This is a genomic window from Megasphaera jansseni, assembly GCF_047974155.1.
GTDB lineage: Bacteria > Bacillota > Negativicutes > Veillonellales > Megasphaeraceae > Megasphaera.
The window spans coordinates 37781-62273 of sequence record NZ_JBHYRR010000004.1 but is presented as its reverse complement, the minus strand read 5'-3'; the positions used below and the strand labels follow the sequence as shown (position 1 = coordinate 62273).

Sequence of the window (24493 nt, the reverse complement as noted above, 5' to 3'; positions counted from 1 at the left end):
AGGAGACAATTTGGACGCAAAACAGACAGCACTTGAAAATGCAATGCGCAAGATTGAAAAGGATTTCGGCAAAGGTGCCATCATGCGCCTCGGCGATGTCGCCGATAAGATGAACCTGGAAGTTATTTCATCCGGGTCCCTGGCCGTCGACCTGGCCGTCGGTGTCGGCGGCTATCCCCGCGGCCGTGTCATCGAAATCTACGGACCTGAATCGTCCGGCAAGACGACGCTGGCCCTGCATGCCATCGCCTCGGCCCAGAAGAGCGGCGGTATTGCCGCTTTCATCGATGCCGAACATGCCCTGGATCCAGTCTATGCCCGCCATCTCGGCGTCGATACGAATGAACTGCTCATCTCTCAGCCGGATAATGGCGAACAGGCCCTGGAAATCACGGAAGAACTCGTCCGCAGCGGCGCCGTCGACATCATCGTCGTCGACTCCGTAGCCGCCCTGGTCCCGAAGGCAGAAATCGAAGGGGAAATGGGCGATTCCCACGTCGGCCTCCAGGCCCGCCTCATGAGCCAGGCCCTGCGCAAACTGACCGGCATCATTTCCAAGTCCAAGGCCATCGTCATCTTTATCAACCAGCTCCGTGAAAAAGTCGGCGTCATGTTCGGCAACCCCGAAACGACGACAGGCGGCCGGGCCCTGAAGTTCTACGCTTCGATCCGCATGGAAATCCGTAAGGGCGAAGCCATCAAGTCCGGCGGTGATGTCATCGGCAACCGGGCGCGGGTCAAAGTCGTCAAGAACAAAGTGGCTCCGCCTTTCAAGCACTGTGAATTCGATATCATGTACGGCACGGGCATTTCCCGCGAAGGCACGGTCCTCGACCTGGGCACGTCCATGGATATCATCGAAAAGAGCGGTACCTGGTATTCCTATAAGGGCGAACGTCTGGGCCAGGGCAAGGAAAACGTCAAGATTTTCATGAAGGAACATCCGGAAATCACGGACGAAGTCGAAAAGATCATCCGCGATACCCTGGCAGCGGAACCGGAAAAATTCGACGAAGCCATGGAAGAAGAAGATACGGCGTCCCTGGAAGCGGCGGATACAGCTGCTGAAAGCAGCGACGAAGCATAAATGGACTATCGCCAAGCCTATGAAAAAGCTTTGCAGCTCCTCAACGTCCGCTTTCTCAGCGAAGGGGAGCTGAAGGCCAAGCTGCGCCGCCGCGGTGCCGATGACCAAGTCATCGAAGCCGTCGTAGCCGCCCTGGAAGAGGAACACTTCCTCGACGACCAGCGCCTGGCTGGAGAAGTGTATCGCTATTATGCCCGCAAAGGGCAGTACGGCCACCTGTATATCGTCAACCGCCTGCGCCGCCGCTGCCTGCCCGTACCGGAAGATGTCGAGCGGCCCGATGAATATACCCTGGCCGGGGCCCTGGTGAAGCGCAAGTTCTCTTATCGCGCTGATGAAGCCCGCAAGGCGGCCCGCTTTTTACAGTACCGCGGTTTTTCGCCAGCTGTCATACGGGACGTCCTGGAAGATTTCACTGCCGATAGCGGCGGGGACGAAGTGTGATGACAGTGTGCCAGAAACGTCAAGTCTATCTTGACATTGATATAAAAAAAATTTACAATTAAGAGAGCCGGTTTGATACACTGGTCTATATTTTGCATAATTGTAGGTTTTTTGAACATGAAGTAAATTTTACATACTCATAAAAAAAGCCGGACTGTGAGTTCGGCTTTTTTTTGTGAAAGGGGAGGTGAATCCATTACTATGCTAACGATTATTGCTGCAGCAGTCGCCTGCGGTCTCATCGGCGGCGGTACGGGCTATATTTACCGTAAGAAGATTGCCGAAGGTAAGATCGGCCAGGCTGAAGTCGAAGCGCAGCGCATCATTGCCACAGCCCAGCAGAACGCAGAAGCCCGTAAGAAGGAGCTCGTCCTGGAAGGGAAAGAAGAAGTCCACAAGATGCGCAACGACGCAGAACGGGAACATAAGGAACGCCGCAATGAATTGCAGCGTTTTGAACGGCGCCTGTTGCAGAAAGAAGAACATTTGGACAAGAAATCCGATTCCATGGAGAAGAAAGAAGATGCCCTGCAGCGCAAGGAAGATGAAGTGACGCGGATGCAGGAGAAAATTGAAGCTCTTCATGAACAGAAGATGGCTGAACTGGAACGGATTTCCGGCTTGACATATGAAGATGCCAAGGAATTGCTCCTGAACAACGTCCAGACGGAAGTGAAGCACGAAACGGCGCAGATGATCAAGAACCTGGAAGACCAGGCCAAGGAAGAAGCCGAAGGCAAGGCCCGGGAAATCATTTCTATGGCCATCCAGCGCTGTGCTGCCGACCACGTCGCCGAAACGACGGTATCCGTCGTTTCCCTGCCGAACGATGAAATGAAAGGCCGCATCATCGGCCGTGAAGGGCGCAATATCCGGGCTATTGAAACGCTGACCGGCGTCGACCTCATCATCGACGATACGCCGGAAGCCGTCATCTTGTCGTGCTTTGATCCAATCCGCCGCGAAATCGCCCGCATTGCCCTGGAAAAACTGATTGCCGATGGCCGTATCCATCCGGCACGCATTGAAGAAATGGTCGAAAAGGCCCGCAAAGAAGTCAATCAGAAGATCCGCGAAGCTGGCGAACAGGCGACGTATGAAACGGGCGTTCACGGTCTGCATCCTGAACTCATCAAAATCCTCGGCCGCCTGCGCTATCGTACCAGTTATGGCCAGAATGTCCTGCGCCATTCCATTGAAGTCTCTCAGCTGGCCGGCATCATGGCGGCTGAACTGGGCGTCGATGAAAACCTGGCGAAACGGGCTGGCCTGATTCACGATATCGGCAAGGCCCTGGACCACGAATTGGAAGGGACTCACGTTTCGATCGGTACGGAAATCGCCAAGAAATATGGCGAATCCAAGCTGGTCGTCAACTGCATCGCGGCTCATCACGGCGATGAAGAACCGCACAGCGTCGAAGCCGTCCTGGTATCGGCGGCAGATGCCGTATCGGCTGCCCGTCCGGGTGCCCGCCGGGAAACGCTGGAAAACTATCTGAAACGCCTGACGAAACTCGAAGAAATCGCCGAATCTTTCGATGGCGTCGAAGACTGCTTCGCCATCCAGGCTGGCCGCGAAATCCGTGTCATGGTCAAACCGGACAAGCTGGATGAATCGGACTGTGTCCTGCTGGTCCACGACATCGTCAAACGCATCGAAGCGGAACTGGAATATCCAGGCCAGATCAAAGTCGTCGTCATCCGCGAAACGCGGATGGTGGATTATGCAAAATAACCTTTTTTGAATTCATCGGGACGCCCTGTGATGGTTTCGGCCATGACGGGCGTCTTTTTTTACCATCCAAAAAAGTTTGAAAAAAATAAAAAAAGTACTTGCCAAAACATCTTTCTTGTAGTAGAATAGTTTTTGTTCGAGGCACTAAGAAATACCGAAACAACCTCGAAAGAACGAAAGAAAGTGGCCCCGTGGTGTAGCGGTTTAACATGTCGCCCTGTCACGGCGAAGATCGTCAGTTCAAATCTGATCGGGGTCGCCAATTGCTCAGGTAGCTCAGTCGGTAGAGCAGGGGACTGAAAATCCCCGTGTCGGCGGTTCAATTCCGTCCCTGAGCACCACAAATGCGGAAGTAGCTCAGTGGTAGAGCATCACCTTGCCAAGGTGGGGGTCGCGAGTTCGAGTCTCGTTTTCCGCTCCATATATGGCGGCATAGCCAAGCGGTAAGGCAGAGGTCTGCAAAACCTTCATCCCCAGTTCGATTCTGGGTGCCGCCTCCATATTTTCATCTTTCGTCATGCCGAGGTGGCGGAACTGGCAGACGCAACGGACTTAAAATCCGTCGGATAGAGATATCCGTACCGGTTCGATTCCGGTCCCCGGCACCAAAAAAACAACGAGCGTGTAAGCGGCGTTGGCCGTGGCCGACGAGTCCCTTGCAAAACAAAGGAGCTGTCTTAGGACAGCTCCTTTTCGCAGTCCAGTTAAATTCACATTCATGGGAAAATGAGTTATAATGAATCATGACAGAATACAAGTATAAAGTATCGGATTTTGAAGGTCCTCTGGACCTGCTGCTCTATCTCATCGAAAAGAATAAAGTCGATATTTATAACATACCCATCGTCGAGATTACGGACCAGTTCAACGCCTACGTGGCGGACATCGACACCTTCGATGTCGATTATGCCAGCAAGTTCTTCGTCATGGCAGCGACGCTCTTACAGATCAAGTCCCGCCTGCTGCTGCCCAAGCAGCCGAAACTGGCTGAAGAGGAGGAAGAAGACCCGCAGGAAGCGCTGGTCCGCCAGCTCGTCGAATATAAGAAGATGAAAGCCCTGTCCCAGGCTATGGGACAGTTGTGGGATGCCCGCAGCCTCATGCTGGGGCGCCTGCCGACAGCCATGCCCTATGAGGCCCGCTTTGCCGGCCACATCGACACACAGGCCCTTTATCAGGCGTTCCACAAGGTCTGCCAGGCCCTTCCCGAGCCGACAGCCGTAGAAATCCGTATACAGAAGGAAATCTACAGCGTCGAAGAGTGCATGCGCCGCGTCACGTACGCCTTGCGAAGGAACCAGGGGACGATGACTGTCGACGCCATTTTCCGGACCTGCCGGTCGCGGGTTGAACTGGTCGTCACCTTCCTGGCCGTCCTGGAGCTGCTGAAAGTCGGCCAATGCGCTACTGTTGCTGAAGGAGAGGATGGGAATACCATTGCCTTACGATACACGCCAAACTGATACCATGGAGCCTACGGCTCTGCTGGAAGCCCTGCTCTTTTTGAGCGGCGACCCCATGACGGTGACGGCCATCTGTGCCCATACGGGCTGGACCCAGGCCGAAACCGAAGAAACGGCAGACCGCCTGCAGCATCTGCTCAGCAGCCAGCGCCGGGGTATCGTCCTCATCCGCGTCGCCGGCGGCTTTCAGCTGGTCACGCGGCCGGATCTCCACGATGCCCTGCAATGGGTCCGGACGGGGACGACAGAGTTGACTTCCATGGCCCTGGAAGTCCTGGCCATCGTCGCCTTCAAGCAGCCCATTACGCGGGCCGAAATCGAAAAGCTGCGCGGTGTCTCGTCGGAACGGGTCCTGACGTCGCTGGTCCAGCAGGGGCTGGTCGTCGAACTGGGACGCAAGGACAGTCCGGGACGGCCGATTTTATATGGTACGTCCGCTTATTTTTTAGAATGTATCGGCATGGATTCCCTGGCCGATTTAGCCGGCCATATGCCGGCAGATATTACGGAGGATGCAACTGATGGAAGAACGGTTACAGAAAGTGATGAGTAACTGCGGTGTCGCTTCACGGCGCGCTTCAGAAAAGATGATATTAGAAGGGCGCGTCCGCGTCAACGGCATCATCGTCCGCGAACTGGGTACGAAAGTCGACCCCGACAAGGACCGCATTGCCGTCGACGGCAAGACTCTGGAAGCGCAGCCGAAGCATTATTATCTGTTCAATAAGCCGAAAGGCGTCATCACCACGTCGAGCGACGACCAGGGCCGGGCGACGGTCATGGATTATTTCAAGAAGGAAAAAGACCGCATCTATGCCGTCGGCCGCCTGGACCAGAATACGGAAGGCCTGCTGCTCATGACCAATGACGGCGAACTGGCCAATATCCTCATGCATCCCAGCCGCCTCGTCGACAAGACCTATGAAGTCAAGGTCAAAGGGCGCATCGCCGATTCGGTCCTGCAGCACCTGGCAGACGGCGTCGAACTGAAGGACGGCATGACGGCTCCGGCCGATGTCTACTATATCGGCTATGACCCGAAGACGAACCTGACCAGTGTGGAAATCACCATCCATGAAGGGCGTAACCGCCAGGTCCGCCGCATGTTCGAGTTCTTCGGCTATCAGGTCCACAACCTGCGCCGCGTCCAGTACGCCTTCCTGACCCTGAGCGGTGTCAAGCGCGGGGCCTATCGCAAGCTGACCCGCGAAGAAGTGGCGGAACTCTACAAATATAAATAAACAGGAGTGCCTATGAAGGAAATACTCGTCATCGGTGCCGGTGCGGCCGGCATCATGGCTGCGCTGGCCGCGGCAGAAGCCGGGGCCAGGGTACACTTATTTGAAAAAAATGATATCGTCGGCAAGAAGATGGGCATCACCGGCAAAGGCCGCTGCAACCTGACCAATTCATGCAGCATGGCCGATTTCGTCGCCCATACGCCAGGCCATGGCAAATTCCTCTACAGTGCGTATGAACAATTTACCAACCAGGATCTGTTGGATAAATTGCATACCTGGGGCCTGGCGACGAAAGAGGAACGGGGCGGCCGTATCTTCCCCCAGTCAGATAGTGCCATCGAAGTGCGCAAGCTCTTCTATCGCAAGCTGTGCCAGAAAGGCGTCGACCTTCATCTGAGCGATGCCGTTCACGCCGTCAAGGCCTGGGGCAGCCGCATGGTCGTCAGCGCTGCGTCAGGGAACTATGAAGGCGATGCCTGTATCATCACGACGGGCGGCATGTCCTATCCCGTGACCGGTTCGACCGGCGATGGCTACGGCTTTGCACGCAGCCTGGGCCACAGCGTGACCGAGCTGAAACCGTCGCTCATCCCCTTTACGACGGAAGAAACTTGGCCGCATACCCTGTCGGGCCTGTCCCTGCGCAATGTCGAAGCGTCGTTGTGGAAGCGGGGCAAGAAAGCCGCCTCCCATTTCGGCGAAATGCTCTTTACTCATTTCGGCGTCTCCGGGCCGATCATCCTCATGCTCAGCACCGAGGTGGCCCATAAGAAGTCCTGTACCTTTCCCATGCAGCTGCGCATCGACCTCAAACCGGCCTTGTCCAAGGAAAAGCTTGATGCCCGGCTGCGGCGGGATTTCGAAAAATACATCCGCAAGGAAGCCGCCAATGGGCTGAAGGATCTCCTGCCCCAGCGGCTCATCCCCATCGTCCTCGACCAGGCCGGCATCGCCGCTAACTGTCCGGTCAACCAGATTTCCCGGGAACAGCGGCAGGACCTGGTCGATACCCTCAAGGCCCTGAGCCTGACCGTGACCGGGACGCGTCCCATAGAAGAAGCTATCGTCACGGCTGGCGGTATTGCCGTCAAGGAAATCAACCCCAAGACGATGGAGTCGAAACTTGTCCCCAATCTCTATTTTGCCGGAGAAGTCATCGACATCGACGCCTTTACAGGCGGCTATAATCTGCAGGCAGCCTTTTCGACGGGCTTCGTAGCCGGAACGGCGGCCGCTACAAAGGAGTGCATACCATGCGAAAATTAACGGTTGCCATTGATGGGCCGGCCGGAGCGGGCAAGAGCAGTGTCGCCAAGGTCCTGGCCAACCGGGTCCATTACTTGTATATCGATACGGGAGCCATGTACCGCGCCTTTACCTGGGCTGTCCTGGAAAAGGGCATCGATCTTTCCGATGAAAAAGCGGTCCGTGACCTCGTCGATACCATTGACATCCGCCTGGAACCGCAGGCTGACCTGTGCCGCGTCTACGTTGGGCAGACGGAAGTGACCGAAGCCATCCGGACCCAGCGCGTATCGTCCCATGTTTCTGCCGTCGCGGCCCTTGCGGTCGTACGGGAAAAACTGGTAAAATTACAGCAGGCTATGGCGAAAGCAGGCGGCGTCATCCTCGACGGCCGCGATATCGGGACGGTCGTCCTGCCCCAGGCAGACCTCAAGATTTTCCTGACGGCATCTGTCGATTCCCGGGCCCGCCGCCGTTACTTGGAAGTCCAGGCCAAAGGCGGCAGCGAAACGTATGAAGAAATCGCCGCCAGCATCGCTGCCCGCGACGACATGGATTCACACCGTGCCGTTTCGCCGCTGAAAAAGGCGGACGATGCCATCGTCGTCGACAACAGCGATCTCGATTTAGAGCAGACGGCCGACGTCATCCTCGGCCTGATGAAGGAGCGAGGCTGATGCATACCTTTACTTATGGCATAATCCGCAAGATATTCAATGCTGCTACCTATGGGGTACTGGGCATGGAAGTCATCGGCGAAGAGAACATCCCCGAAAAGGGGCCGTTCCTCGTCGTCTGCAATCACGCCAGCAATTTCGATCCGCCCCTGCTGGGGACGGCCATGCGCCATCATCTGATCCATTTCATGGCCAAAGAGGAATTGTTCCGCAATCCCCTCATGGGCTGGTTCCTGCGCTATGTCCACACCTTCCCGGTCCATCGCGGCCATATCGACCGCAAAGCCGTCATCGAGTCCTTCCGGGTCTTGAAAAGCGGCGAGGTCCTGGGGATTTTCCCTGAAGGGAAACGGACGCGGGGCGGCAAAGTCGGTCCCTTCCATGAAGGTTTCGCCGGTATCGCCATCAAGGCCCAGGTGCCGGTCCTGCCGGCGGCTATCGTCAATTCCGAATTTTTGCCGAAAAAGACCGGCCCTGTCCGGGTCATCTTTGGCAAACCTGTCCCGGCGCCGGTAGGAAAGGCGTCGGATCGCGACTTGGTCAAAGGTTTTTCCGACAAAATCCGCGATATTATCATAGCTATGCAAAATCAGTATAAAGGGGACGCAAAATGAAAGTAACTCTCGCCGCGGCCTGTGGCTTTTGCTATGGCGTGCGCCGGGCTGTCGAGCTTGCGGGGCAGGCTGAAAAGGGAACCCATACCCTGGGACCCATCATCCACAATCCGCAAGTTGTCGGGCGTTTAGCCGCTCATGGCGTATCACCTGTCGACTCGCTGAATGATGTCGACAGGGGGGCTGTCGTCCTGATACGCTCTCATGGAGTCGGCCCGGATATCTATGAACAGGCCGCTCAAAAAGAACTAAAAGTCATAGATGCGACGTGTCCACACGTCAAAAAGGCCCAGCAAGACGCCAAAAACATCGTCGAAAAGGGCGAAAAACTCATAATAGTAGGAGAAAAATCCCATCCTGAAGTAATTAGCATTTCACAATGGGGGGCAAATCGTGCTATTATAATAGATAGGGAAGAAGAAGCTGAAAAAATTCCCTTTTGCGATTCTATGGGAGTCGTCGTCCAGACGACGTTCTCTCAAGAGCAATTCAAGCGTATCGCCGCTATCCTGCAACGAAAGACCAATCATCTCGATGTGCATATGACCATATGCACGGCGACGCAGCAGCGTCAGCAGGCAGCGATAGAACTGGCAGGCCATGTGGACGCCATGATCGTCATTGGCGGCAAGAACAGCGCCAACACAGGCCGCCTCGCGCAGGTATGCCGTGAACAGGATTGCCCGACATACCACATCGAAACAGCAGCCGAATTGGATACGGCCTGGTTCCGTGGTATGAATCATATAGGCATTACAGCCGGCGCTTCCACGCCGGATTGGATAATACAGGAGGTTGTTAAGATTATGGAAAATTTGCAAGCTGAAGGCACAGAAGTAATGAGTGAAGAATTGTTGGACAAGTATGACTATGAAGAAAATCCAAAGAAAGGTGACGTGGTCAAAGGCACGGTTATTTCTGTGAATGATGATGCTGCCTATGTTTCCATCGGTACGAAAGCAGAAGCAATCCTGCCGAAAAAGGAAATGGCTGTTCCCGCTCCGGAAAAAGCAAGTGACTTTGTCAAAGTCGGCGACGAACTGACTGTTGAAATCGCCAACAACATCAAAGAAGAAGGAGCTATCGTCGTTTCCCTCGTCAAGATGAAAAAAGTCGAAGACTGGAAAGAAGTCCGCGATGCTTTTGAAAACGACCAGCTCGTCGAATGTACAGGTAAAGAAACGAACAAGGCTGGCCTTGTCGTTTCCATCAAATCCCTGCGTGGTTTCATTCCCCTTTCCCAGGGCGATATCAAATTCGTTAAATCTTTGGACTATCTCGTAGGCCAGACCTTCCAGGTCAAAGTCATCGACATCGACGAACACAAGAACCGCCTCGTCCTTTCCCGCAAAGCTGTCCTCGAAGCAGAACGCGAAGCCAAACGCGAAGAAGCCCTCAAACACATTGAAGAAGGCGCTGTCCTCGAAGGCACCGTCGTCAAGATCATGCCCTATGGTGCATTCATCGACCTCGGCGGCGTAGAAGGCCTGCTCCACATTTCCGACATTTCCTGGAAACGCATCAGCTCTGTCGATGCCGTTCTCCATACGGGTGAAAAACTCCAGGTCCTCGTTCAGAAATTCGATAAAGAACGGAACCGTATTTCCTTGTCCTTGAAAGCACTCCAGAAGAACCCCTGGATCGCTGCTATCGAAAAATTTGAAGTCGGCGATATCGTCAAAGGCGAAGTCAAGAAGCTCCTGCCCTTCGGCGCTATCCTGGCCATCGATCCGGAATTGCAGGGCCTGCTCCACATTTCCGAATTGACGGAAAAACGCGGCGTTGCTGTCAAAGACCTGGTCAACATCGGCGATGTCATGAACGTTAAGATCATCGGCATCGATACGGATAAGAAAAAGATTTCTCTCAGCGTCTTGGCCATTCAGAAAGATGAAGAAGAACAGGAAGTTCGCAACTATCTCGATAACCAGGATAAAGAAGAAGAAAACAACTAAGGTTTCACAAAAAGGGGATAGCCGGGCTCTACCGGTTATCCTTTTTTCGTCTATAGAAAGGATTCTGCCATGTACAAACCCTTAGTCGCTGTCGTCGGACGTCCGAACGTCGGCAAATCGACGCTCTTTAATGCCATCGTCAAGAAGCGCATTTCCATCGTCGAAGACATCCCCGGCGTCACGCGCGACCGCATTTATTTCGACGCCGAATGGCTCGGCCAGGAATTCACCATGATCGATACGGGCGGCATCGAATTCGTCGATTCAGATAACCATATCTTCACCAGTATGCGTTATCAGGCTGAACTGGCCATCCGCGAAGCCGACGTCATCCTCTACGTTGTCGACGGCAAAGTCGGCGTCCAGCCCCAGGATGAAGAAATCGCCCACATCCTCCGTTCGTGCGGCAAGCCGGTCATCCTGGTCGTCAACAAGATCGACAGCGTCGAACAAGAAATGAATATCTACGAATTTTACAGCCTCGGCTTAGGCGACCCCATCGGCGTCTCGGCTGTCAACCTGATGAACCTCGGCGACCTCCTCGATGAAGTCCTGAAGTACATCAAGAAAGTCCCGGCTATGGACGATGACGATGAAGCCATCCACATCGCCCTCGTCGGCCGGCCGAATGTCGGCAAGTCGTCCCTGACCAATGCCCTCTTAGGGCAGGACCGGGTCATCGTCAGCAACGTGCCGGGTACGACGCGCGATTCCATCGATACGCACTGGTCCTATGAAGGGACGGACTTCGTACTCATCGATACGGCCGGCATGCGCCGCAAGGCTAAGATCGATATGCCTGTCGAACGCTACAGCGTCGTCCGGGCCCTGCGCGCCGTCGACCGCTCGGACATCGCCGTCCTGGTCATCGATGCGACGGAAGGCGTGACCGAACAGGATACGAAGATTGCCGGGTACGTCCATGAAGCCGGCAAGGGCTGCATCATCGTCGTCAACAAGTGGGACCTCGTCGAAAAAGACAGCAAGACGAGCCACAAATTTGAAGAAGATATCCGCCGCGAACTGGCTTTCCTCCAGTATGCACCGATCCTCTTCGCTTCGGCCCTGACCAAGCAGCGCATCAACCGCCTGGCCGATATGGTCAAGTTCGTCTCGGAACAGCAGCACATGCGCGTGTCGACGAGCGTCCTCAACGAACTCATCGAAGATGCCCAGCTGACCAATCCGCCGCCGGCCAAGGGCGGCAAGCTGCTCAAGATCTACTACATGACCCAGGCTTCGGTCCAGCCGCCGACGTTCATCCTCTTCGTCAATGAACCACAGCTCATGCATTTCTCGTACCTGCGCTTTTTGGAAAACCGCCTGCGCGAAACCTTCGGCTTCGAAGGGACGCCGATCCGGCTCATCCTGCGCGGGAAGAAGGACGGTGAAAGCTTATGATGCTCGGAATCCTCTGCCTGATACTGGCCTATATCGCCGGGTCCTTCCCCAGCGGCCTGGTCATCGGCAAGGCCTTGTATCATACGGACATCAGGGACTACGGCAGCCATAACACAGGGGCGACCAATGCCTATCGCGTCTTGGGCGCCGTCGGCGGCCTGCTGGTCCTCATCTGCGATGTCGCCAAGGGGATGCTCGGCGTCTACCTCGGCCAGGTCGCCAGCCAGGCGGGTCTGGGCAGTGCAGACACGCAGATTTACTTCATGATTGTCGGCGGCCTGCTGGCCATCATCGGCCACTCGTGCTCGATTTTCCTCAAGTTCAAAGGCGGCAAGGGCGTCGCCACCGGTCTGGGCATCATCTTGTTCCTGGCTCCGTGGGAAACGCTCATCGTCTTCTGCGTCTGGGCCGTCATCGTCGCCTTGACGCGCATCGTCTCCCTTGGCTCCATCGTAGCGGCCATCCTGGTGCCCATTACCATGTTCTTTTTCCATGAACCCCTGCCGCTGACGATTTTCGGCCTGCTGGCCGCCCTGCTGGTCGTCGTGCGCCATAAAGATAACATCATCCGCCTCATGCACGGCAAGGAACTGAAGGTCGAACGAATTAAGAAAAAATAGATTGATATGTAATAAAAAACGTGTATAATTAACTATGTACGAGCAGGTGATCCTATGAGAATCATATCCGGCAGTGCCAGAGGACGGGTCCTGAAATCCCCGAAAGGGATGCTGACCCGGCCGACGCTGGACCGTACGCGGGAAAGTCTCTTCAATATCCTCGAAAACAGCGGCGGCCTGCGCGGTGCCGTTGTCCTCGATATCTTTGCCGGTACGGGTGCCCTCGGGCTGGAAGCGCTGAGCCGCGGTGCGGTCTCGGCGGTCTTCATCGACCATTACACGCAGCAGCTCATCCGCCAGAATGCAGCCCTTTGCGGTTTTGCAGACTGTGTCGAAGTGCTGCGCCTTAATTCGGCCAAGGCCCTGGCACGGCTGCAGGGACGCAAATTTGATTATATCTTTGCGGACCCGCCGTATAACAAAAATTTGGTGAACGATACAATCGCTTTGATAGGTGAATACGATTTGCTGGCTCCGGGAGGATTGATTCTGATGGAATACAGCCGGAACGAAGGTATAACGGAGAGCCCATTGTATGAGGTCATCAGAGAAAAATCCTATGGGAAAGACACGCGGATCGCCTTTATCCGCCGTCGTCAGGAAGGAGTCTAGAAAGTGCGAATCGGTATTTGTCCCGGCAGTTTTGATCCTGTCACCAATGGACACATTGATATTTTTGAACGGGGGAGCCAGCTTGTCGACAAGCTCATCGTCGCTGTCTTTGAGAACCCGTCGAAGAAGCCCTTGTTCTCGATGGCAGAGCGGGAAGAGATGTTGCGGGAAACGACGAAACACATTCCCAACATCGAAGTCGTCAGCTTCCATGGCCTGCTCAACGAATATGCCATCGAACACGGTGCGACTATCATCATCCGCGGCCTGCGCGCCCTGAGCGATTTTGAATACGAATTCCAGCGGGCCCTGCTCATGAAGAAGGTGGAACCGCGCATCGAAACGGTCTTCATCATGACCAGCACCCAGTATTCGTATATCAGCTCGACGGGTATCCGCGAACTGGCCTGCTTCGGCGGCAAGCTCGATGATATGGTCCCTGATTACGTCGAACAGAAACTGAAAGAGAAGTTTGCAGACAAGTACAATGCTTAGGAGTGGAGAATACATGAATTCGGATAAACTGTTAGAAGATTTGGAAAGTTTGGTAATGAACGCCTCGAAGATGCCTTTTACCAATAAGAAGATGGTCGAAGAAGAAGAAATCCTTCAGATCATCGACGATTTGAAAGAATCCATGCCGGCCGAATTGGAACAGGCTAAGAAAGTCTTGTCCGAAAAAGATAAGATCATTTCCGATGCCCAGCATCATGCCGAAAGCATGGTCGCCCAGGCCAAGGATTATATTGCCAAATTGACAGAAGAAAGCGAACTGGTACGGCAGGCTCAGGAACATGCCAACCAGATCATCCAGAATGCCAACGATTCGTCGGAACAGCTGAAGAACAGCTCCATTACCTATGCCGGCGATGTCCTCAAATACGTTGAATCAACATTGGAAAAGACCTTGTCCAGCATCCAGCAGAACCGCGAAAGCCTGCTCAAGAGCAACGGACATCAGGATGACAAGCCGGATCAGCAGTAACCATGGCTTATACGAGAGGGACTGTCGCATGAAAGTTATCATGCGAGGTCCCTTTTTTTATCCGCACGGCGGGTAGATAGGAGGTACTATGAACGAAATTACGTCCCGCGACAACCAGTGGGTCAAGATGGCCTGCTCCCTGAAGCAGAAGAAAGGCCGCCAGGCCCATCAGCGCGTCTTCGTCGAAGGCCTGCGGGTCATCGCCGACGCGGCGGCCATGGCGATTCCCGATGCCATCTGCTTCGTCTCGGAAAAGGGGAGGGCCCTGGATGGCTTTGAAGCCCTCTATGCCAGGGGACTCGAACTGGGCTGGACTTTTTATGCGGTCACCGACAGCGTCTATGACAAGCTGAAAGATACGAAGACGCCTCAGGGGCTGGCCGCTATGCTGCCTTTCTTTGCCTATACGTTTGACAGCCTGCCGGCTATTGCACCGGAAAAAGCTGTCCTCTATCTGCGCTCCATCCAGGACCCGGGGAATCTGGGGACCATCCTGCGCACGGCGGCGGCTGCCAATGCCGGTGCCGTCCTGCTCAGTGAAGGCAGCGTCGACGTCTACAACGACAAGACAATCCGCAGTGCCATGGGGGCCATCTTCAAGGTTCCTGTCGTCCAGGACGTGACCGATGAACAGCTGGACCAGTTCTGCGCTGATGAGGACCGTAAGGTTTACGGGACGGCCCCGGAAGGGACCATTTCTTATGTCGACGCTGATTACAGCCAGCCCGTCATCCTGGCTTTCGGCAACGAAGGAAACGGCCTGCCAGGGGATTTCCTGGACTGCTGTGATGACGTACTGACCATTCCCATGCGTCCCGATACAGAATCACTGAATCTGTCCATGTCGGTCGGCATCGTCTTATATAAGGCATGGGAAAAAAATGGCTTTAAGGAGTAATTATGGAAGAAAATAAGGAAACCCTCGATTTGGGCTTTGCAAAACTGGACTTACAGCGTCAGCAGCGCTGCGGCTTTCCGGAAGTCGTCTACTGTGCCGGCAAGACCATCGACCAGTCGGTACAGATCCTGGACATCCTCATGGAAAAGTACGACAACGTCATCGGCACGCGGGCCGACAAAGCCGTCTACGACGCCCTGGCCGGGCGCCATCCGGCTGCCCAGTATGACGAACTGGCCCGTATGGTCTATCAGCATAAAGACAAGACCGTCGTCAATGGCGACCGCCTCATTTCTGTCATCACCGCCGGGACGAGCGATATCCCCATTGCCGAAGAAGCGGCCTTGACGGCGGAAATCATGGGCAACCGCGTCGAACGCATCTATGACGTCGGCGTCGCCGGCATCCACCGCCTCCTGGCCCGCGTCGATGATATCCGCCAGGCCAACGTCAACATCGTCGTCGCCGGCATGGAAGGAGCCCTGGCCAGCGTCGTCGGCGGCCTCGTCGATAAACCGGTCATTGCCGTGCCGACCAGCATCGGCTATGGCGCCAATTTCCATGGCCTGTCGGCCCTCCTGGCCATGCTCAACAGCTGTGCTGCCGGCGTATCCGTCGTCAATATCGACAATGGCTTCGGCGCCGGCCGCCTGGCCGATACGATGAACAGCTTGAGGTGATGGCAATGGAAACGTTATGGCAGCTGGAAGCAAATATCGATGACATGAACCCGCAGAACATGGAATACGTCTTTTCCCTCATCCTGGCCCAGGGCGCCAACGATGTCTGGGCCATGCCGATGATGATGAAGAAAGGCCGCATGGCGTCTATGCTCTGCGTATTGTGCCGTCAGGAACTCATCGATACCCTCATCGGCGTCATCGTCAGGGAGACGACGTCCATTGGTGTCCGCTTTTTCCCGGTGACCCGCCTGGCCTGCGACCGGCTCATCACGACGGTCCATGTCGACGGCCGCGACCTGCACTGCAAGGTCTGCCGCTATGGCGGCAAGGTCGTCAACATATCCGCAGAATACGATGATTGCCGGGCTGCAGCCGCTGAGACAGGGACGCCGCTGAAGGATTGGCAGCGTAAAGTGAAGGAAGCGGCGTATCGGCAATTTACGGAATAGAATGGGCGAGGGATATTGTCAAAATACGATTGTCCATGTATAATAGTCATTAAGCTCGTTATGTAGTACGTCCTGAAAGGACGGGGAGTTTGAAAGATGAATAGAGTCATCATTAATGCCGATGATTTCGGCATCCATACAGAAGTCAATCAGGCCGTCATCGAAGCCTGTGAACAAGGCGTCCTGACCAGCACATCCCTGCTGGCCAACGGCCCGGCTTTTGACGAAGCCGTCGATCTGGCCCGGAAGTGTCCCAAACTGGGCATCGGCATCCATCTCAGCCTGGTCGGGTCCCTGCCGACGATCCTAGCGGCTAAGGAAGTACCGACTCTGGTCCAGCCCGACGGCCTGCTGCCGGAAAGTTATACGGAAGTCATCAAGCGGGCCTGCCAGGGGAAGCTCGATTACGGTCAGGTCTATCGGGAACTCGACGCCCAGATGGAAAAGATCATGGCCACCGGCCTTCCCATCGACCACCTGGATAGCCACCAGCACCTGCACGTCCTGCCGCAGATCTGGTCCATCGTCCAGTCGCTGATGATGAAATACGGTATCCACCGCCTGCGCATCCCCAGGGAAGCCTATTCCTATAAGGTATTGTCGGCCAATCCCGTGCGCATTGCCGGCCGCGACGGCCTGACCTACTTGTCAAAGAAAGCCATGGCCTCGGTCCGGCGCCTGCACTTCACGACGACGGATTTTTTCTGGGGTATGGTCGACGGCGGTCACATGACCGAAAGCAATCTGCACTATCTCATTGACAGACTGCCTTTTGGGACGCATGAAATCATGATGCACCCAGGACGCAGTACGGCTGTCCTCAGCCAGTCCTTTTCCTGGAGCTATCATTGGCAGGATGAATTCCAGGCCCTGCTGTCACCGGCTATCCGCCAGCAGCTGGAAGCCAAACAGATTGAACTCATTACTTACGGCGACCTGCCGTAAGGATTGGAGGTCTTACCTTGCATATTTTAGTTACCGGCGGGGCCGGTTTCATCGGTTCCCACCTCGTCGACGCCTTGCTGGAAGCTGGCCATGACGTGACGGTCTTCGATAACCTGAGTACAGGCTGCCGGGATCAGATCCCGGCAGCGGCCCGTTTCGTCGAAGGCGATATCCGCGATGAAGCGGCCCTGCAGGCCCTTTTTGCAGAAGGCCGTTTCGATATCGTCTTCCATGAAGCGGCCCAGACCCAGGTGTCCTATTCCCTGGCCCATCCCAGGGACGATGCCGAACTCAACGTCATCGGCCTGATCAATGTCCTGGAACAGTGCCGCCGCCAGGGGATACAGAAATTCATCTATTCGTCGTCGGCCGCCGTCTATGGCGATAATCCCAAAGTGCCCCTGGACGAATCGGAACCGCTGGCACCGGCGTCGTTCTACGGCCTGACCAAAGTGACTGCGGAAAAGTATATCCAGCTCTATGGCAGCCTTTTCGGACTGCCCTATGCCATCCTGCGCTATGCCAACGTATACGGCGAACGCCAGGGCAATGGCGGCGAAGGCGGTGTCGTCGGCCTCTTTGCCAGGGCCTTGGCCCGCGGCGAAGACTTGACGATTTTCGGCGACGGGGAACAGTCCCGCGACTTCGTCTACGTCAAGGACGTAGCCCGTGCCAATATCGCCGCTATGGACGACGGCGTGCCGTCAGGGATTTATAACATCAGCACGCAGATCGAGACGACTATCAACGCGCTGAAAGAAATCCTCTTGTATTTCTCTCATGCCGGTGTGGCCGTTTCTTATGGAGAAGCCCGTAAAGGCGATATTTTCCGGTCGTCCCTGGCCAATGGCAAAGCCATCGGAACGCTCCGCTGGCGGCCGAAGATGAAACTCATGCCGGGCCTCATGGCGACATATCAATATTTTCTTGAAAGGGAGGAAGCCGAGTGAAAGAAGACAGTAACCATAAATTTTACCTGGTCCGTGAAGACATTCTGCCTGAAGCCATCAAGAAGACCATCAAGGTCAAAGAAATCCTCAAGCATCATCAGACGCGCACCATCAATGAAGCCGTCCGCATGATGGATTTGAGCCGCAGTGCGTACTATAAATATAAGGATTATGTCTTCCCGTTTTACGATGTAACCCAGGGGAAAATCGTCACCTTGTCGGTCATGATCTTCGACCGTCCTGGCGAATTATCGCAAGTGCTCAACACGGTCGCTGCCAATAACGGCAGTATCCTGACTATCAACCAGGGGATTCCCTTGCAGGGGATGGCAGATGTCAGCTTGTCCATCGAAACCAAGGATATGACTGTTCCTGTCGATGAACTGATCAAAACGTTAGAAAAGCTGTCTGGTGTCAGCAAAGTCGATATCATCGGACAAGCGTAAGATAAAAAGGGGGAGTAGGCTCATGAAAAATGTTTCCATTGCCTTGTTAGGATGCGGTACGGTCGGTAAAGGGGTTGTCGACTTACTGGCCATGAACGGTCCGCTCATTGAAGAACAGCTCGATACGAAAATCAACATCAAGCGGGTCCTTATCCGCGATTTGAATAAGTACGAAAAGATGGAAGACTTACCGGATTCCATCCAGCTCACGACGGATTTCAACGATATCATTAACGATGATGACATCGAAATTGTCGTCGAAGTCATGGGCAGTGCCGATTTTGCCAAGGATTGCATCGAACAGTGCTTCCTGCGCGGCAAGAGCGTCATCAGTGCCAATAAGGACCTCATTGCCGATTACGGCATCCCGCTGCTGAAATTGTCGCAGCAGCATGACGTGGACTTCCAGTTCGAAGCCAGCGTCGCCGGCGGTATCCCTATCGTGCGCCCCATGTATTCGTCGCTCAACAGCAACCGCATCGAAGAAATCATCGGCATCATGAACGGCACGACGAACTTCATCTTGTCCAACATGACGGCCTATGGCTCGTCGTATGAAGACGTCCTCAAAGAAGCTCAGGAAAAAGGCTATGCCGAAGCCGACCCGACGAACGACGTCAGCGGTTACGATGCAGCCCGCAAGATTGCCATCCTGGCAACGCTGGGCTTTCATTCGGCGGTGACCTTCAACGATGTCCATGTCGAAGGCATTGAAAACATTAGCAAAGAAGATATTGAACACGCCACGGAAATGGGCTATGTCATCAAGCTCCTGGCCATTGCCCGCCAGGATGAAGACGGCATTTCCCTCAACGTCCATCCGTCCTTCATCCGCAAAGGCCATCCGCTGGCCAACGTCGACGGTGCTTACAATGCCGTCTGCGTCCGCGGCAACTGCGTCGGTGACGTCATGTTCTATGGTCAGGGCGCCGGTTCCCTGCCGACAGCCAGCGCCGTCGTCAGCGACGTCATGAACGTCATCCTGCACCGCAACCTGAAGATGACAGGCAAACGGGATTACGTATGGCACGAAGCCAAGCTCAAACCGCAGGCCGACATCTGCTCGCCGTACTACATCCGCATGATCGTCAACAATGCACCGGGCGTCCTGGCAGCCGTTTCCAAGGTCCTGGCAGAAAACAATATCAGTATCCGCTCCCTCATTCAGAAGGATGAAACGACAGAAATCGCTGAAATCGTCATCCTCATCGACAAATCGGCAGCTGGCCTGGTTCAGGCTTCGCTCCAGAAAATCGAAGACTTGTCGTGCGTTCGCAAGATTGCGAATGCCATTCGTGTAATCGAGGTGTAAGAAATGACAAAAACGCTGCACGCACAGATCCCGGCTACGTCGGCTAACGTCGGCTCCGGCTTTGATGCCGTCGGGATTGCCCTGACTTTGTACAATGACATTTATTTTACGGAAGAACCGGATAAAGACACGATCACCGTCGAAATCGAAGGCCTGGGCGTCAATACCCTGCCCCGTGATTTCGATGCGAACATGGTCGGTCAGGCCATGAAAGCCGTCGCCATCAAGAACCGCCAGCCCCTGCCCAAGGGTGGGACCCTGCGCCTGGTCAATGCCATCCCACCAGCCCGCGGCCTGGGCAGCAGTTCGGCAGCTCTGGTCGGCGGTATCCTCATCGGCAACGCCCTGACGGGCAACAAGATGACCCGCGAAGATATACTGACCATGGCGACCGTCCTCGAAGGCCATCCCGATAACGTGGCTCCCGCCATTTACGGCGGCCTGTCCGTTTCCATCATGGCCGATGGCAAGACCCTGACCAATTCCATCCCTATCGACGATGACTTGTCTTTCATTACGGTCAGCCCGGAAGTCGAAGTCTCGACAGAAGAAGCCCGCAAGGCCCTGCCTAAGACCATCGACTATCAGAGCGCCGTCTTCAACGTCAGCCGCGTCAGCTTCCTCGTTTCTTCACTGTTTACCAAGCAGTACGACCGCATCGCCTATGGCCTGCAGGATAAATTGCACGTGCCCTACCGCCTGCGCCTCATCCCCAGCGGCGACCTGGTCCTCAAGAAGGCCGTCGAAGCCGGTGCTCTGGGCGCTACCATCAGCGGTTCCGGTTCGACGCTCATCGCCTTTGCGACGGATAAGGAAGTACAGATCATGGACGCCATGATCAACTGCTTCAACGACCACGGCATCGCCGCTACGGGTCACATCCTGAAATGCAGCAATGAAGGAGCGAAACTCGTCGAATGATACAAGACATCGGAAATCACACGTACCATGTCGAATACCACCCTGTGCCCTTGGCACAGGATGGTATTCTGTTGTCTTATCAGGGGCGCAAGGTCCTGGTCCGGCTGACAGGGGATAAAGAATTCGTCTATCCCCGCTATGCCGACTATGCCGATGTCGGAGAAGACCGGTTCCGCTGGCTCTTTTCCGAAGACCGGTCTCAGTTCTACCTGGCCAGGGAAGCCCTGCCGGAACGGGACGGCTTTGCCTATGTGTCCATCAATTTCATGCGCGCTGCCCGGCCACGCTACCTGGCCTTTGCCGGTATCGCCGGCCTGTCCCTGAACAACTGGTACAGCAACCACATCTATTGTGGGCGCTGCGGCCGCCCTATGATGCACAGCGAGAAGGAACGCATGGTACAATGCGACCATTGCCATACCATGATTTATCCGCGCATCTGTCCGGCCGTCATCGTCGCCGTCCGCCATGGCGACAAACTGCTGGTCTCGAAGTACGCTGGCCGGGAATATAAGAATATCGCCCTCTTGGCTGGTTTTGCCGAAGTCGGCGAGACTATCGAAGAAACGGTCCACCGGGAAGTCATGGAAGAAGTGGGCATCAAGGTCAAGAACCTGCAATTCTATAAGAGTCAGCCCTGGTGCTTTACGGACACGCTGCTCTTTGGTTTCTTCTGCGACCTCGACGGCGATGACAATTTGAAAGTCGACCACGGTGAATTGGCTGCGGCCGGCTGGATCGACCGCCAGGACATCCCGGAAGATACGGAAAAGGCCAGCCTGACCATGGAAATGATGACCCTCTTCAAACAGGGCATCTATTGATTTTACGCGGAGTACCTTGACAGGCCTAAGCAAAATTGCTACAATATTTATCACATAAAAGCGATGAGCGGAAGAAGCCTTATTTCTTTTTGCCAGCGAGATGCCAGGTATGGTGCGAGGGCATCCAAAGAGGGTAGGGCGCGTCACCCGGGAGCTGGCAGGAGGAAAGGCCTGCCCGTGCAGCAGACGTTACCTGTGCCATGAAGCGGTCGCGCAAGCGGCAAATTAGGTGGTACCGCGGAAGATACAGCATTCTTTCGTCCTAAGGAATACCCTTAGGCGAGGGAATGCTCTTTTTTGTTTTGGAGGGAAATACAGATGAAATGGAATAAGGAACAGTTAGGCGCTTATGCACCGAATGACATTGAAATGTCCTGGTATGATTTTTGGGAAAAGAATGGCTACTTCCATCAGGATCCGGATCCGAGCAAGAAACCGTTCAGCATCGTCATGCCGCCGCCGAACGTCACAGGTCAGCTCCACATGGGCCATGCCCTGGACAATACCCTGCAGGATATCCTCGTCCGCTTCAAACGCATGGAAGGTTATAACGTCGCCTGGATTCCCGGCACGGACCACGCCGGCATCGCTACCCAGGTCAAAGTCGAACAGCAGCTGGCTAAAGAAGAAGGCAAGACCCGCTACGACATCGGCCGTGAAGAATTCCTGAAACGCGTCTGGGCCTGGAAGGAACAGTACGGCAACCGCATTGAAAAGCAGGTCCGCCGCCTCGGTTCTTCCTGCGACTGGAGCCGCAAGCGCTTCACCATGGACGATACCTGTGCCCGTGCCGTCCGCGAAGTCTTCGTCACGCTCTATGAAAAAGGCCTCATCTATCAAGGCCAGCGCATCACCAACTGGTGCCCGCACTGCCATACGGCTTTGTCCGATATCGAAGTCGACCATTCCGATGTCCAGGGCCATCTCTGGTATATCAAATACCCCGTCGTCGGTGAAGATGATTATATCATGATCGCCACGACCCGTCCGGAAACCATCATGGGCGATACGGCTGTCGCCGTTAATCCCAACGATGACCGCATGAAGAAATACATCGGCAAGAAAGTCGTCGTCCCCCTCGTCGACCGTGAAGTCGAAGTCATTGCCGACGATTACGTCGACATCGGTTTCGGTACTGGCGCCGTCAAGATTACGCCGGCTCACGACCCGAATGACTTTGAAATGGGCCAGCGCCACAACCTGGAATCCATCATGATCATGAACCTCGACGGCACGATGAACGAAAAAGCCGGCGCCAAATACAATGGCATGACCCGGGAAGACTGCCGGAAAGCCGTCGTCGCCGACTTGAAAGAATTGGGTCTCCTGGACCACATCGAAGAACTGACTCACGCCGTCGGCCATTGCTCGCGTTGCAAGACGACCGTCGAACCGTTCGTCACCAAGCAGTGGTTCGTCAAGATGAAACCCCTGACCGAAGCTGCGCTCAAGGCCGTCGAAGATGGCAAGACCAAGTTCATCCCGGACCGTTTCGTCAAGACCTACAATCACTGGTTGGAAGACGTCCACGACTGGTGCATCAGCCGTCAGCTCTGGTGGGGCCATCAGATCCCTGTCTGGTACTGCGATGACTGCGGCAAGTCGTCAGTCAGCCGGGAAGACATCACCGAATGCCAGCATTGCCACAGCAAACATATCCACCGCGATCCGGACGTCCTCGATACGTGGTTCAGCTCGGCTCTCTGGCCGTTCTCGACCATGGGCTGGCCCGATAAGACCCCGGATATCCAGCAGTTCTTCCCGACCAGCGTCCTGGTCACGGGCTATGACATCATCTTCTTCTGGGTCGCCCGCATGATGTTCATGACCTGCGAATTCATGAAAGATATCCCCTTCAAGAACGTCTTCATCCACGGCCTGGTCCGCGACAGCCAGGGCCGTAAGATGAGTAAATCCCTGGGCAACGGCATCGATCCCCTCGGCGTCTGCGAACAGTACGGCGCCGACGCCTTGCGTTTCACCCTGGTTACGGGCAATACGCCGGGCAACGACATGCGCTTCTACATGGAACGCGTCGAAGCCAACCGCAACTTTGCCAATAAGATCTGGAACGCTTCTAAATTCGTCATCATGAACCTCGGCGATTTCGATGATACCTTCGTCCCCGAAGATAAAGATTTGACCCTGGCCGACCGCTGGATCCTCACATCCTTCAACGATACAGTCACGAAAGTCACGGAAGACCTCGATAAATACGAACTCGGCGACGCTGCTGATGCCGTTTACAACTTCATCTGGAACTCCTACTGCGACTGGTATATCGAACTGGCCAAGAAGCGCCTGTACCAGGCCGAAAGCGAACGGGACAAACACACGGTCCAGTACGTCCTGGTCTATGTCCTGACGCACACACTGGAAATGCTCCATCCCTTCATGCCGTTCGTTACGGAACACCTCTGGCAGCACCTGCCTCACGAAGGCGAAAGCATCATCGTCGCTCCCTGGCCGAAGACGCAGGATAAATGGAACTTCCCGGCCGATGCCGCTACTATGAATACCATGATGGAAGCCATCAAAGGTATCCGTAACCTCCGTGCTGAATCCAATGTCCCCATGGGTAAGAAAGCCCCGGTCATCCTGGCACCGGCTACGGAAGACATGGCACAGACGCTGAAGACGTATGAAGATTACTTCCATACCCTGGCTTTTGCCGATAAAGTAACCCTCCTGGCTGCGGACGATGCCAAACCGGAAAATGCCGTCGTCGCTGTCGTTCCGGGCATTGAAGTCTACTTACAGCTCAAAGACCTCATCGACGTCGAAAAAGAAACGGCCCGCGTCCAGAAGGAACAGGAAAAACTCCAGAAAGAAATCGCCCGCCTTGACAAGAAATTGTCCAACCAGGGCTTCCTCTCGAAAGCACCGGCAGCTGTCGTCGAAAAGGAAAAGGGTAAACTCGCCGATTATCAGGAAAAGATGGCTGCATTGACCAAACGCATGGAAGATTTGGCCAAACTCTAAGA

General features: G+C 55.0%; 25 protein-coding genes and 5 tRNA genes. All 30 read left to right on the top strand.

Going from position 1 to position 24493, the window contains the following annotated elements:
• Positions 1–10 precede the first annotated feature (10 nt).
• The gene (gene recA, locus ACE418_RS02540; protein ID WP_416449116.1) at positions 11–1087 is read left to right on the top strand and encodes a recombinase RecA; all 1077 of its coding nucleotides are present in this window, start codon (positions 11–13) and stop codon (positions 1085–1087) included.
• The gene (locus ACE418_RS02535) at positions 1088–1531 is read left to right on the top strand and encodes a regulatory protein RecX (RefSeq protein ID WP_416449115.1); all 444 of its coding nucleotides are present in this window, start codon (positions 1088–1090) and stop codon (positions 1529–1531) included.
• A gap of 201 nt (positions 1532–1732) precedes the next feature.
• Positions 1733–3268 (top strand): ribonuclease Y, encoded by a 1536-nt coding sequence (gene rny, locus ACE418_RS02530; protein ID WP_416449114.1) that lies wholly within the window; start codon positions 1733–1735, stop codon positions 3266–3268.
• 185 nt (positions 3269–3453) lie between these two features.
• Positions 3454–3530: transfer RNA gene (locus tag ACE418_RS02525), tRNA-Asp, on the top strand.
• A gap of 3 nt (positions 3531–3533) precedes the next feature.
• Positions 3534–3609 (top strand) — tRNA-Phe (locus tag ACE418_RS02520).
• A 5-nt stretch (positions 3610–3614) separates the two neighbouring features.
• Positions 3615–3689 (top strand) — tRNA-Gly (locus tag ACE418_RS02515).
• A 5-nt stretch (positions 3690–3694) separates the two neighbouring features.
• A tRNA-Cys gene (locus ACE418_RS02510) sits at positions 3695–3768 on the top strand.
• 19 nt (positions 3769–3787) lie between these two features.
• Positions 3788–3876, top strand: a tRNA-Leu gene (locus ACE418_RS02505).
• Positions 3877–4011: 135 nt separating this feature from the next.
• Positions 4012–4731 carry a segregation and condensation protein A gene (locus ACE418_RS02500; protein WP_416449112.1) on the top strand — a complete coding sequence of 240 codons (720 nt, stop codon included), beginning with the start codon at positions 4012–4014 and terminating at the stop codon, positions 4729–4731.
• Positions 4732–4735: 4 nt separating this feature from the next.
• Positions 4736–5284, top strand: coding sequence for an SMC-Scp complex subunit ScpB (gene scpB / locus ACE418_RS02495; RefSeq protein WP_416449111.1), 549 nt, complete (start codon positions 4736–4738; stop codon positions 5282–5284).
• Positions 5253–5972 carry a pseudouridine synthase gene (locus ACE418_RS02490; protein WP_416449110.1) on the top strand — a complete coding sequence of 240 codons (720 nt, stop codon included), beginning with the start codon at positions 5253–5255 and terminating at the stop codon, positions 5970–5972. Before scpB ends, ACE418_RS02490 begins: the two co-directional genes overlap by 32 nt.
• Before the next feature lie 12 nt (positions 5973–5984).
• Positions 5985–7238, top strand: a complete 1254-nt coding sequence (locus ACE418_RS02485) for a BaiN/RdsA family NAD(P)/FAD-dependent oxidoreductase (RefSeq protein WP_416449108.1) — start codon at positions 5985–5987, stop codon at positions 7236–7238.
• Positions 7226–7894 (top strand): (d)CMP kinase, encoded by a 669-nt coding sequence (gene cmk / locus ACE418_RS02480; RefSeq protein WP_416449106.1) that lies wholly within the window; start codon positions 7226–7228, stop codon positions 7892–7894. The genes ACE418_RS02485 and cmk overlap by 13 nt, the downstream gene beginning before the upstream one ends.
• On the top strand, positions 7894–8508 hold the full coding sequence (locus ACE418_RS02475; RefSeq protein ID WP_416449104.1) for a lysophospholipid acyltransferase family protein: 615 nt from the start codon (positions 7894–7896) through the stop codon (positions 8506–8508). Before cmk ends, ACE418_RS02475 begins: the two co-directional genes overlap by 1 nt.
• The gene (locus ACE418_RS02470) at positions 8505–10463 is read left to right on the top strand and encodes a bifunctional 4-hydroxy-3-methylbut-2-enyl diphosphate reductase/30S ribosomal protein S1 (protein ID WP_416449103.1); all 1959 of its coding nucleotides are present in this window, start codon (positions 8505–8507) and stop codon (positions 10461–10463) included. Before ACE418_RS02475 ends, ACE418_RS02470 begins: the two co-directional genes overlap by 4 nt.
• Positions 10464–10532: 69 nt before the next feature.
• On the top strand, positions 10533–11864 hold the full coding sequence (gene der, locus ACE418_RS02465; RefSeq protein WP_416449102.1) for a ribosome biogenesis GTPase Der: 1332 nt from the start codon (positions 10533–10535) through the stop codon (positions 11862–11864).
• Positions 11861–12484 (top strand): glycerol-3-phosphate 1-O-acyltransferase PlsY, encoded by a 624-nt coding sequence (plsY, locus tag ACE418_RS02460; RefSeq protein ID WP_416449100.1) that lies wholly within the window; start codon positions 11861–11863, stop codon positions 12482–12484. The genes der and plsY overlap by 4 nt, the downstream gene beginning before the upstream one ends.
• Before the next feature lie 54 nt (positions 12485–12538).
• On the top strand, positions 12539–13096 hold the full coding sequence (rsmD, locus tag ACE418_RS02455; RefSeq protein WP_416449098.1) for a 16S rRNA (guanine(966)-N(2))-methyltransferase RsmD: 558 nt from the start codon (positions 12539–12541) through the stop codon (positions 13094–13096).
• Between the two features lie 3 nt (positions 13097–13099).
• The gene (gene coaD / locus ACE418_RS02450) at positions 13100–13591 is read left to right on the top strand and encodes a pantetheine-phosphate adenylyltransferase (RefSeq protein ID WP_020311470.1); all 492 of its coding nucleotides are present in this window, start codon (positions 13100–13102) and stop codon (positions 13589–13591) included.
• Between the two features lie 13 nt (positions 13592–13604).
• Positions 13605–14081, top strand: a complete 477-nt coding sequence (locus ACE418_RS02445) for an ATP synthase subunit B family protein (RefSeq protein WP_298587651.1) — start codon at positions 13605–13607, stop codon at positions 14079–14081.
• An 88-nt stretch (positions 14082–14169) separates the two neighbouring features.
• Positions 14170–14979, top strand: coding sequence for a TrmH family RNA methyltransferase (locus ACE418_RS02440; protein ID WP_416449096.1), 810 nt, complete (start codon positions 14170–14172; stop codon positions 14977–14979).
• 2 nt (positions 14980–14981) lie between these two features.
• Positions 14982–15659 carry a nickel pincer cofactor biosynthesis protein LarB gene (larB, locus tag ACE418_RS02435; RefSeq protein WP_416449094.1) on the top strand — a complete coding sequence of 226 codons (678 nt, stop codon included), beginning with the start codon at positions 14982–14984 and terminating at the stop codon, positions 15657–15659.
• A gap of 5 nt (positions 15660–15664) precedes the next feature.
• A complete protein-coding gene (gene larC2 / locus ACE418_RS02430) occupies positions 15665–16111 on the top strand; it encodes a nickel pincer cofactor biosynthesis protein LarC2 (RefSeq protein WP_416449093.1) in 447 nt (148 codons plus the stop codon).
• 96 nt (positions 16112–16207) lie between these two features.
• Complete coding sequence (locus ACE418_RS02425; protein WP_416449092.1) at positions 16208–17056, top strand: ChbG/HpnK family deacetylase; 849 nt, start codon at positions 16208–16210, stop codon at positions 17054–17056.
• A 17-nt stretch (positions 17057–17073) separates the two neighbouring features.
• Positions 17074–18006 (top strand): NAD-dependent epimerase/dehydratase family protein, encoded by a 933-nt coding sequence (locus ACE418_RS02420; RefSeq protein WP_416449091.1) that lies wholly within the window; start codon positions 17074–17076, stop codon positions 18004–18006.
• Positions 18003–18452 (top strand): ACT domain-containing protein, encoded by a 450-nt coding sequence (locus ACE418_RS02415; RefSeq protein ID WP_014015913.1) that lies wholly within the window; start codon positions 18003–18005, stop codon positions 18450–18452. Before ACE418_RS02420 ends, ACE418_RS02415 begins: the two co-directional genes overlap by 4 nt.
• Before the next feature lie 22 nt (positions 18453–18474).
• Positions 18475–19764, top strand: a complete 1290-nt coding sequence (locus tag ACE418_RS02410; protein ID WP_416449090.1) for a homoserine dehydrogenase — start codon at positions 18475–18477, stop codon at positions 19762–19764.
• Positions 19765–19767: 3 nt separating this feature from the next.
• A complete protein-coding gene (gene thrB, locus ACE418_RS02405) occupies positions 19768–20685 on the top strand; it encodes a homoserine kinase (protein WP_416449088.1) in 918 nt (305 codons plus the stop codon).
• Positions 20682–21509, top strand: a complete 828-nt coding sequence (gene nudC, locus ACE418_RS02400) for an NAD(+) diphosphatase (protein WP_416449086.1) — start codon at positions 20682–20684, stop codon at positions 21507–21509. Before thrB ends, nudC begins: the two co-directional genes overlap by 4 nt.
• Before the next feature lie 318 nt (positions 21510–21827).
• A complete protein-coding gene (locus tag ACE418_RS02395; RefSeq protein WP_416449084.1) occupies positions 21828–24491 on the top strand; it encodes a valine--tRNA ligase in 2664 nt (887 codons plus the stop codon).
• Positions 24492–24493: the final 2 nt, after the last annotated feature.

Coding starts and splice junctions, on each gene's coding strand:
- ACE418_RS02535 (WP_416449115.1), top strand. CDS start 1,088: ATGGACTATCGCCAAGCCTATGAAAAAGCTTTGCAGCTCCTCAACGTC.
- rny (WP_416449114.1), top strand. CDS start 1,733: ATGCTAACGATTATTGCTGCAGCAGTCGCCTGCGGTCTCATCGGCGGC.
- ACE418_RS02500 (WP_416449112.1), top strand. CDS start 4,012: ATGACAGAATACAAGTATAAAGTATCGGATTTTGAAGGTCCTCTGGAC.
- scpB (WP_416449111.1), top strand. CDS start 4,736: ATGGAGCCTACGGCTCTGCTGGAAGCCCTGCTCTTTTTGAGCGGCGAC.
- ACE418_RS02490 (WP_416449110.1), top strand. CDS start 5,253: ATGGAAGAACGGTTACAGAAAGTGATGAGTAACTGCGGTGTCGCTTCA.
- ACE418_RS02485 (WP_416449108.1), top strand. CDS start 5,985: ATGAAGGAAATACTCGTCATCGGTGCCGGTGCGGCCGGCATCATGGCT.
- cmk (WP_416449106.1), top strand. CDS start 7,226: ATGCGAAAATTAACGGTTGCCATTGATGGGCCGGCCGGAGCGGGCAAG.
- ACE418_RS02475 (WP_416449104.1), top strand. CDS start 7,894: ATGCATACCTTTACTTATGGCATAATCCGCAAGATATTCAATGCTGCT.
- ACE418_RS02470 (WP_416449103.1), top strand. CDS start 8,505: ATGAAAGTAACTCTCGCCGCGGCCTGTGGCTTTTGCTATGGCGTGCGC.
- der (WP_416449102.1), top strand. CDS start 10,533: ATGTACAAACCCTTAGTCGCTGTCGTCGGACGTCCGAACGTCGGCAAA.
- plsY (WP_416449100.1), top strand. CDS start 11,861: ATGATGCTCGGAATCCTCTGCCTGATACTGGCCTATATCGCCGGGTCC.
- rsmD (WP_416449098.1), top strand. CDS start 12,539: ATGAGAATCATATCCGGCAGTGCCAGAGGACGGGTCCTGAAATCCCCG.
- ACE418_RS02445 (WP_298587651.1), top strand. CDS start 13,605: ATGAATTCGGATAAACTGTTAGAAGATTTGGAAAGTTTGGTAATGAAC.
- ACE418_RS02440 (WP_416449096.1), top strand. CDS start 14,170: ATGAACGAAATTACGTCCCGCGACAACCAGTGGGTCAAGATGGCCTGC.
- larB (WP_416449094.1), top strand. CDS start 14,982: ATGGAAGAAAATAAGGAAACCCTCGATTTGGGCTTTGCAAAACTGGAC.
- larC2 (WP_416449093.1), top strand. CDS start 15,665: ATGGAAACGTTATGGCAGCTGGAAGCAAATATCGATGACATGAACCCG.
- ACE418_RS02425 (WP_416449092.1), top strand. CDS start 16,208: ATGAATAGAGTCATCATTAATGCCGATGATTTCGGCATCCATACAGAA.
- ACE418_RS02410 (WP_416449090.1), top strand. CDS start 18,475: ATGAAAAATGTTTCCATTGCCTTGTTAGGATGCGGTACGGTCGGTAAA.
- thrB (WP_416449088.1), top strand. CDS start 19,768: ATGACAAAAACGCTGCACGCACAGATCCCGGCTACGTCGGCTAACGTC.
- nudC (WP_416449086.1), top strand. CDS start 20,682: ATGATACAAGACATCGGAAATCACACGTACCATGTCGAATACCACCCT.
- ACE418_RS02395 (WP_416449084.1), top strand. CDS start 21,828: ATGAAATGGAATAAGGAACAGTTAGGCGCTTATGCACCGAATGACATT.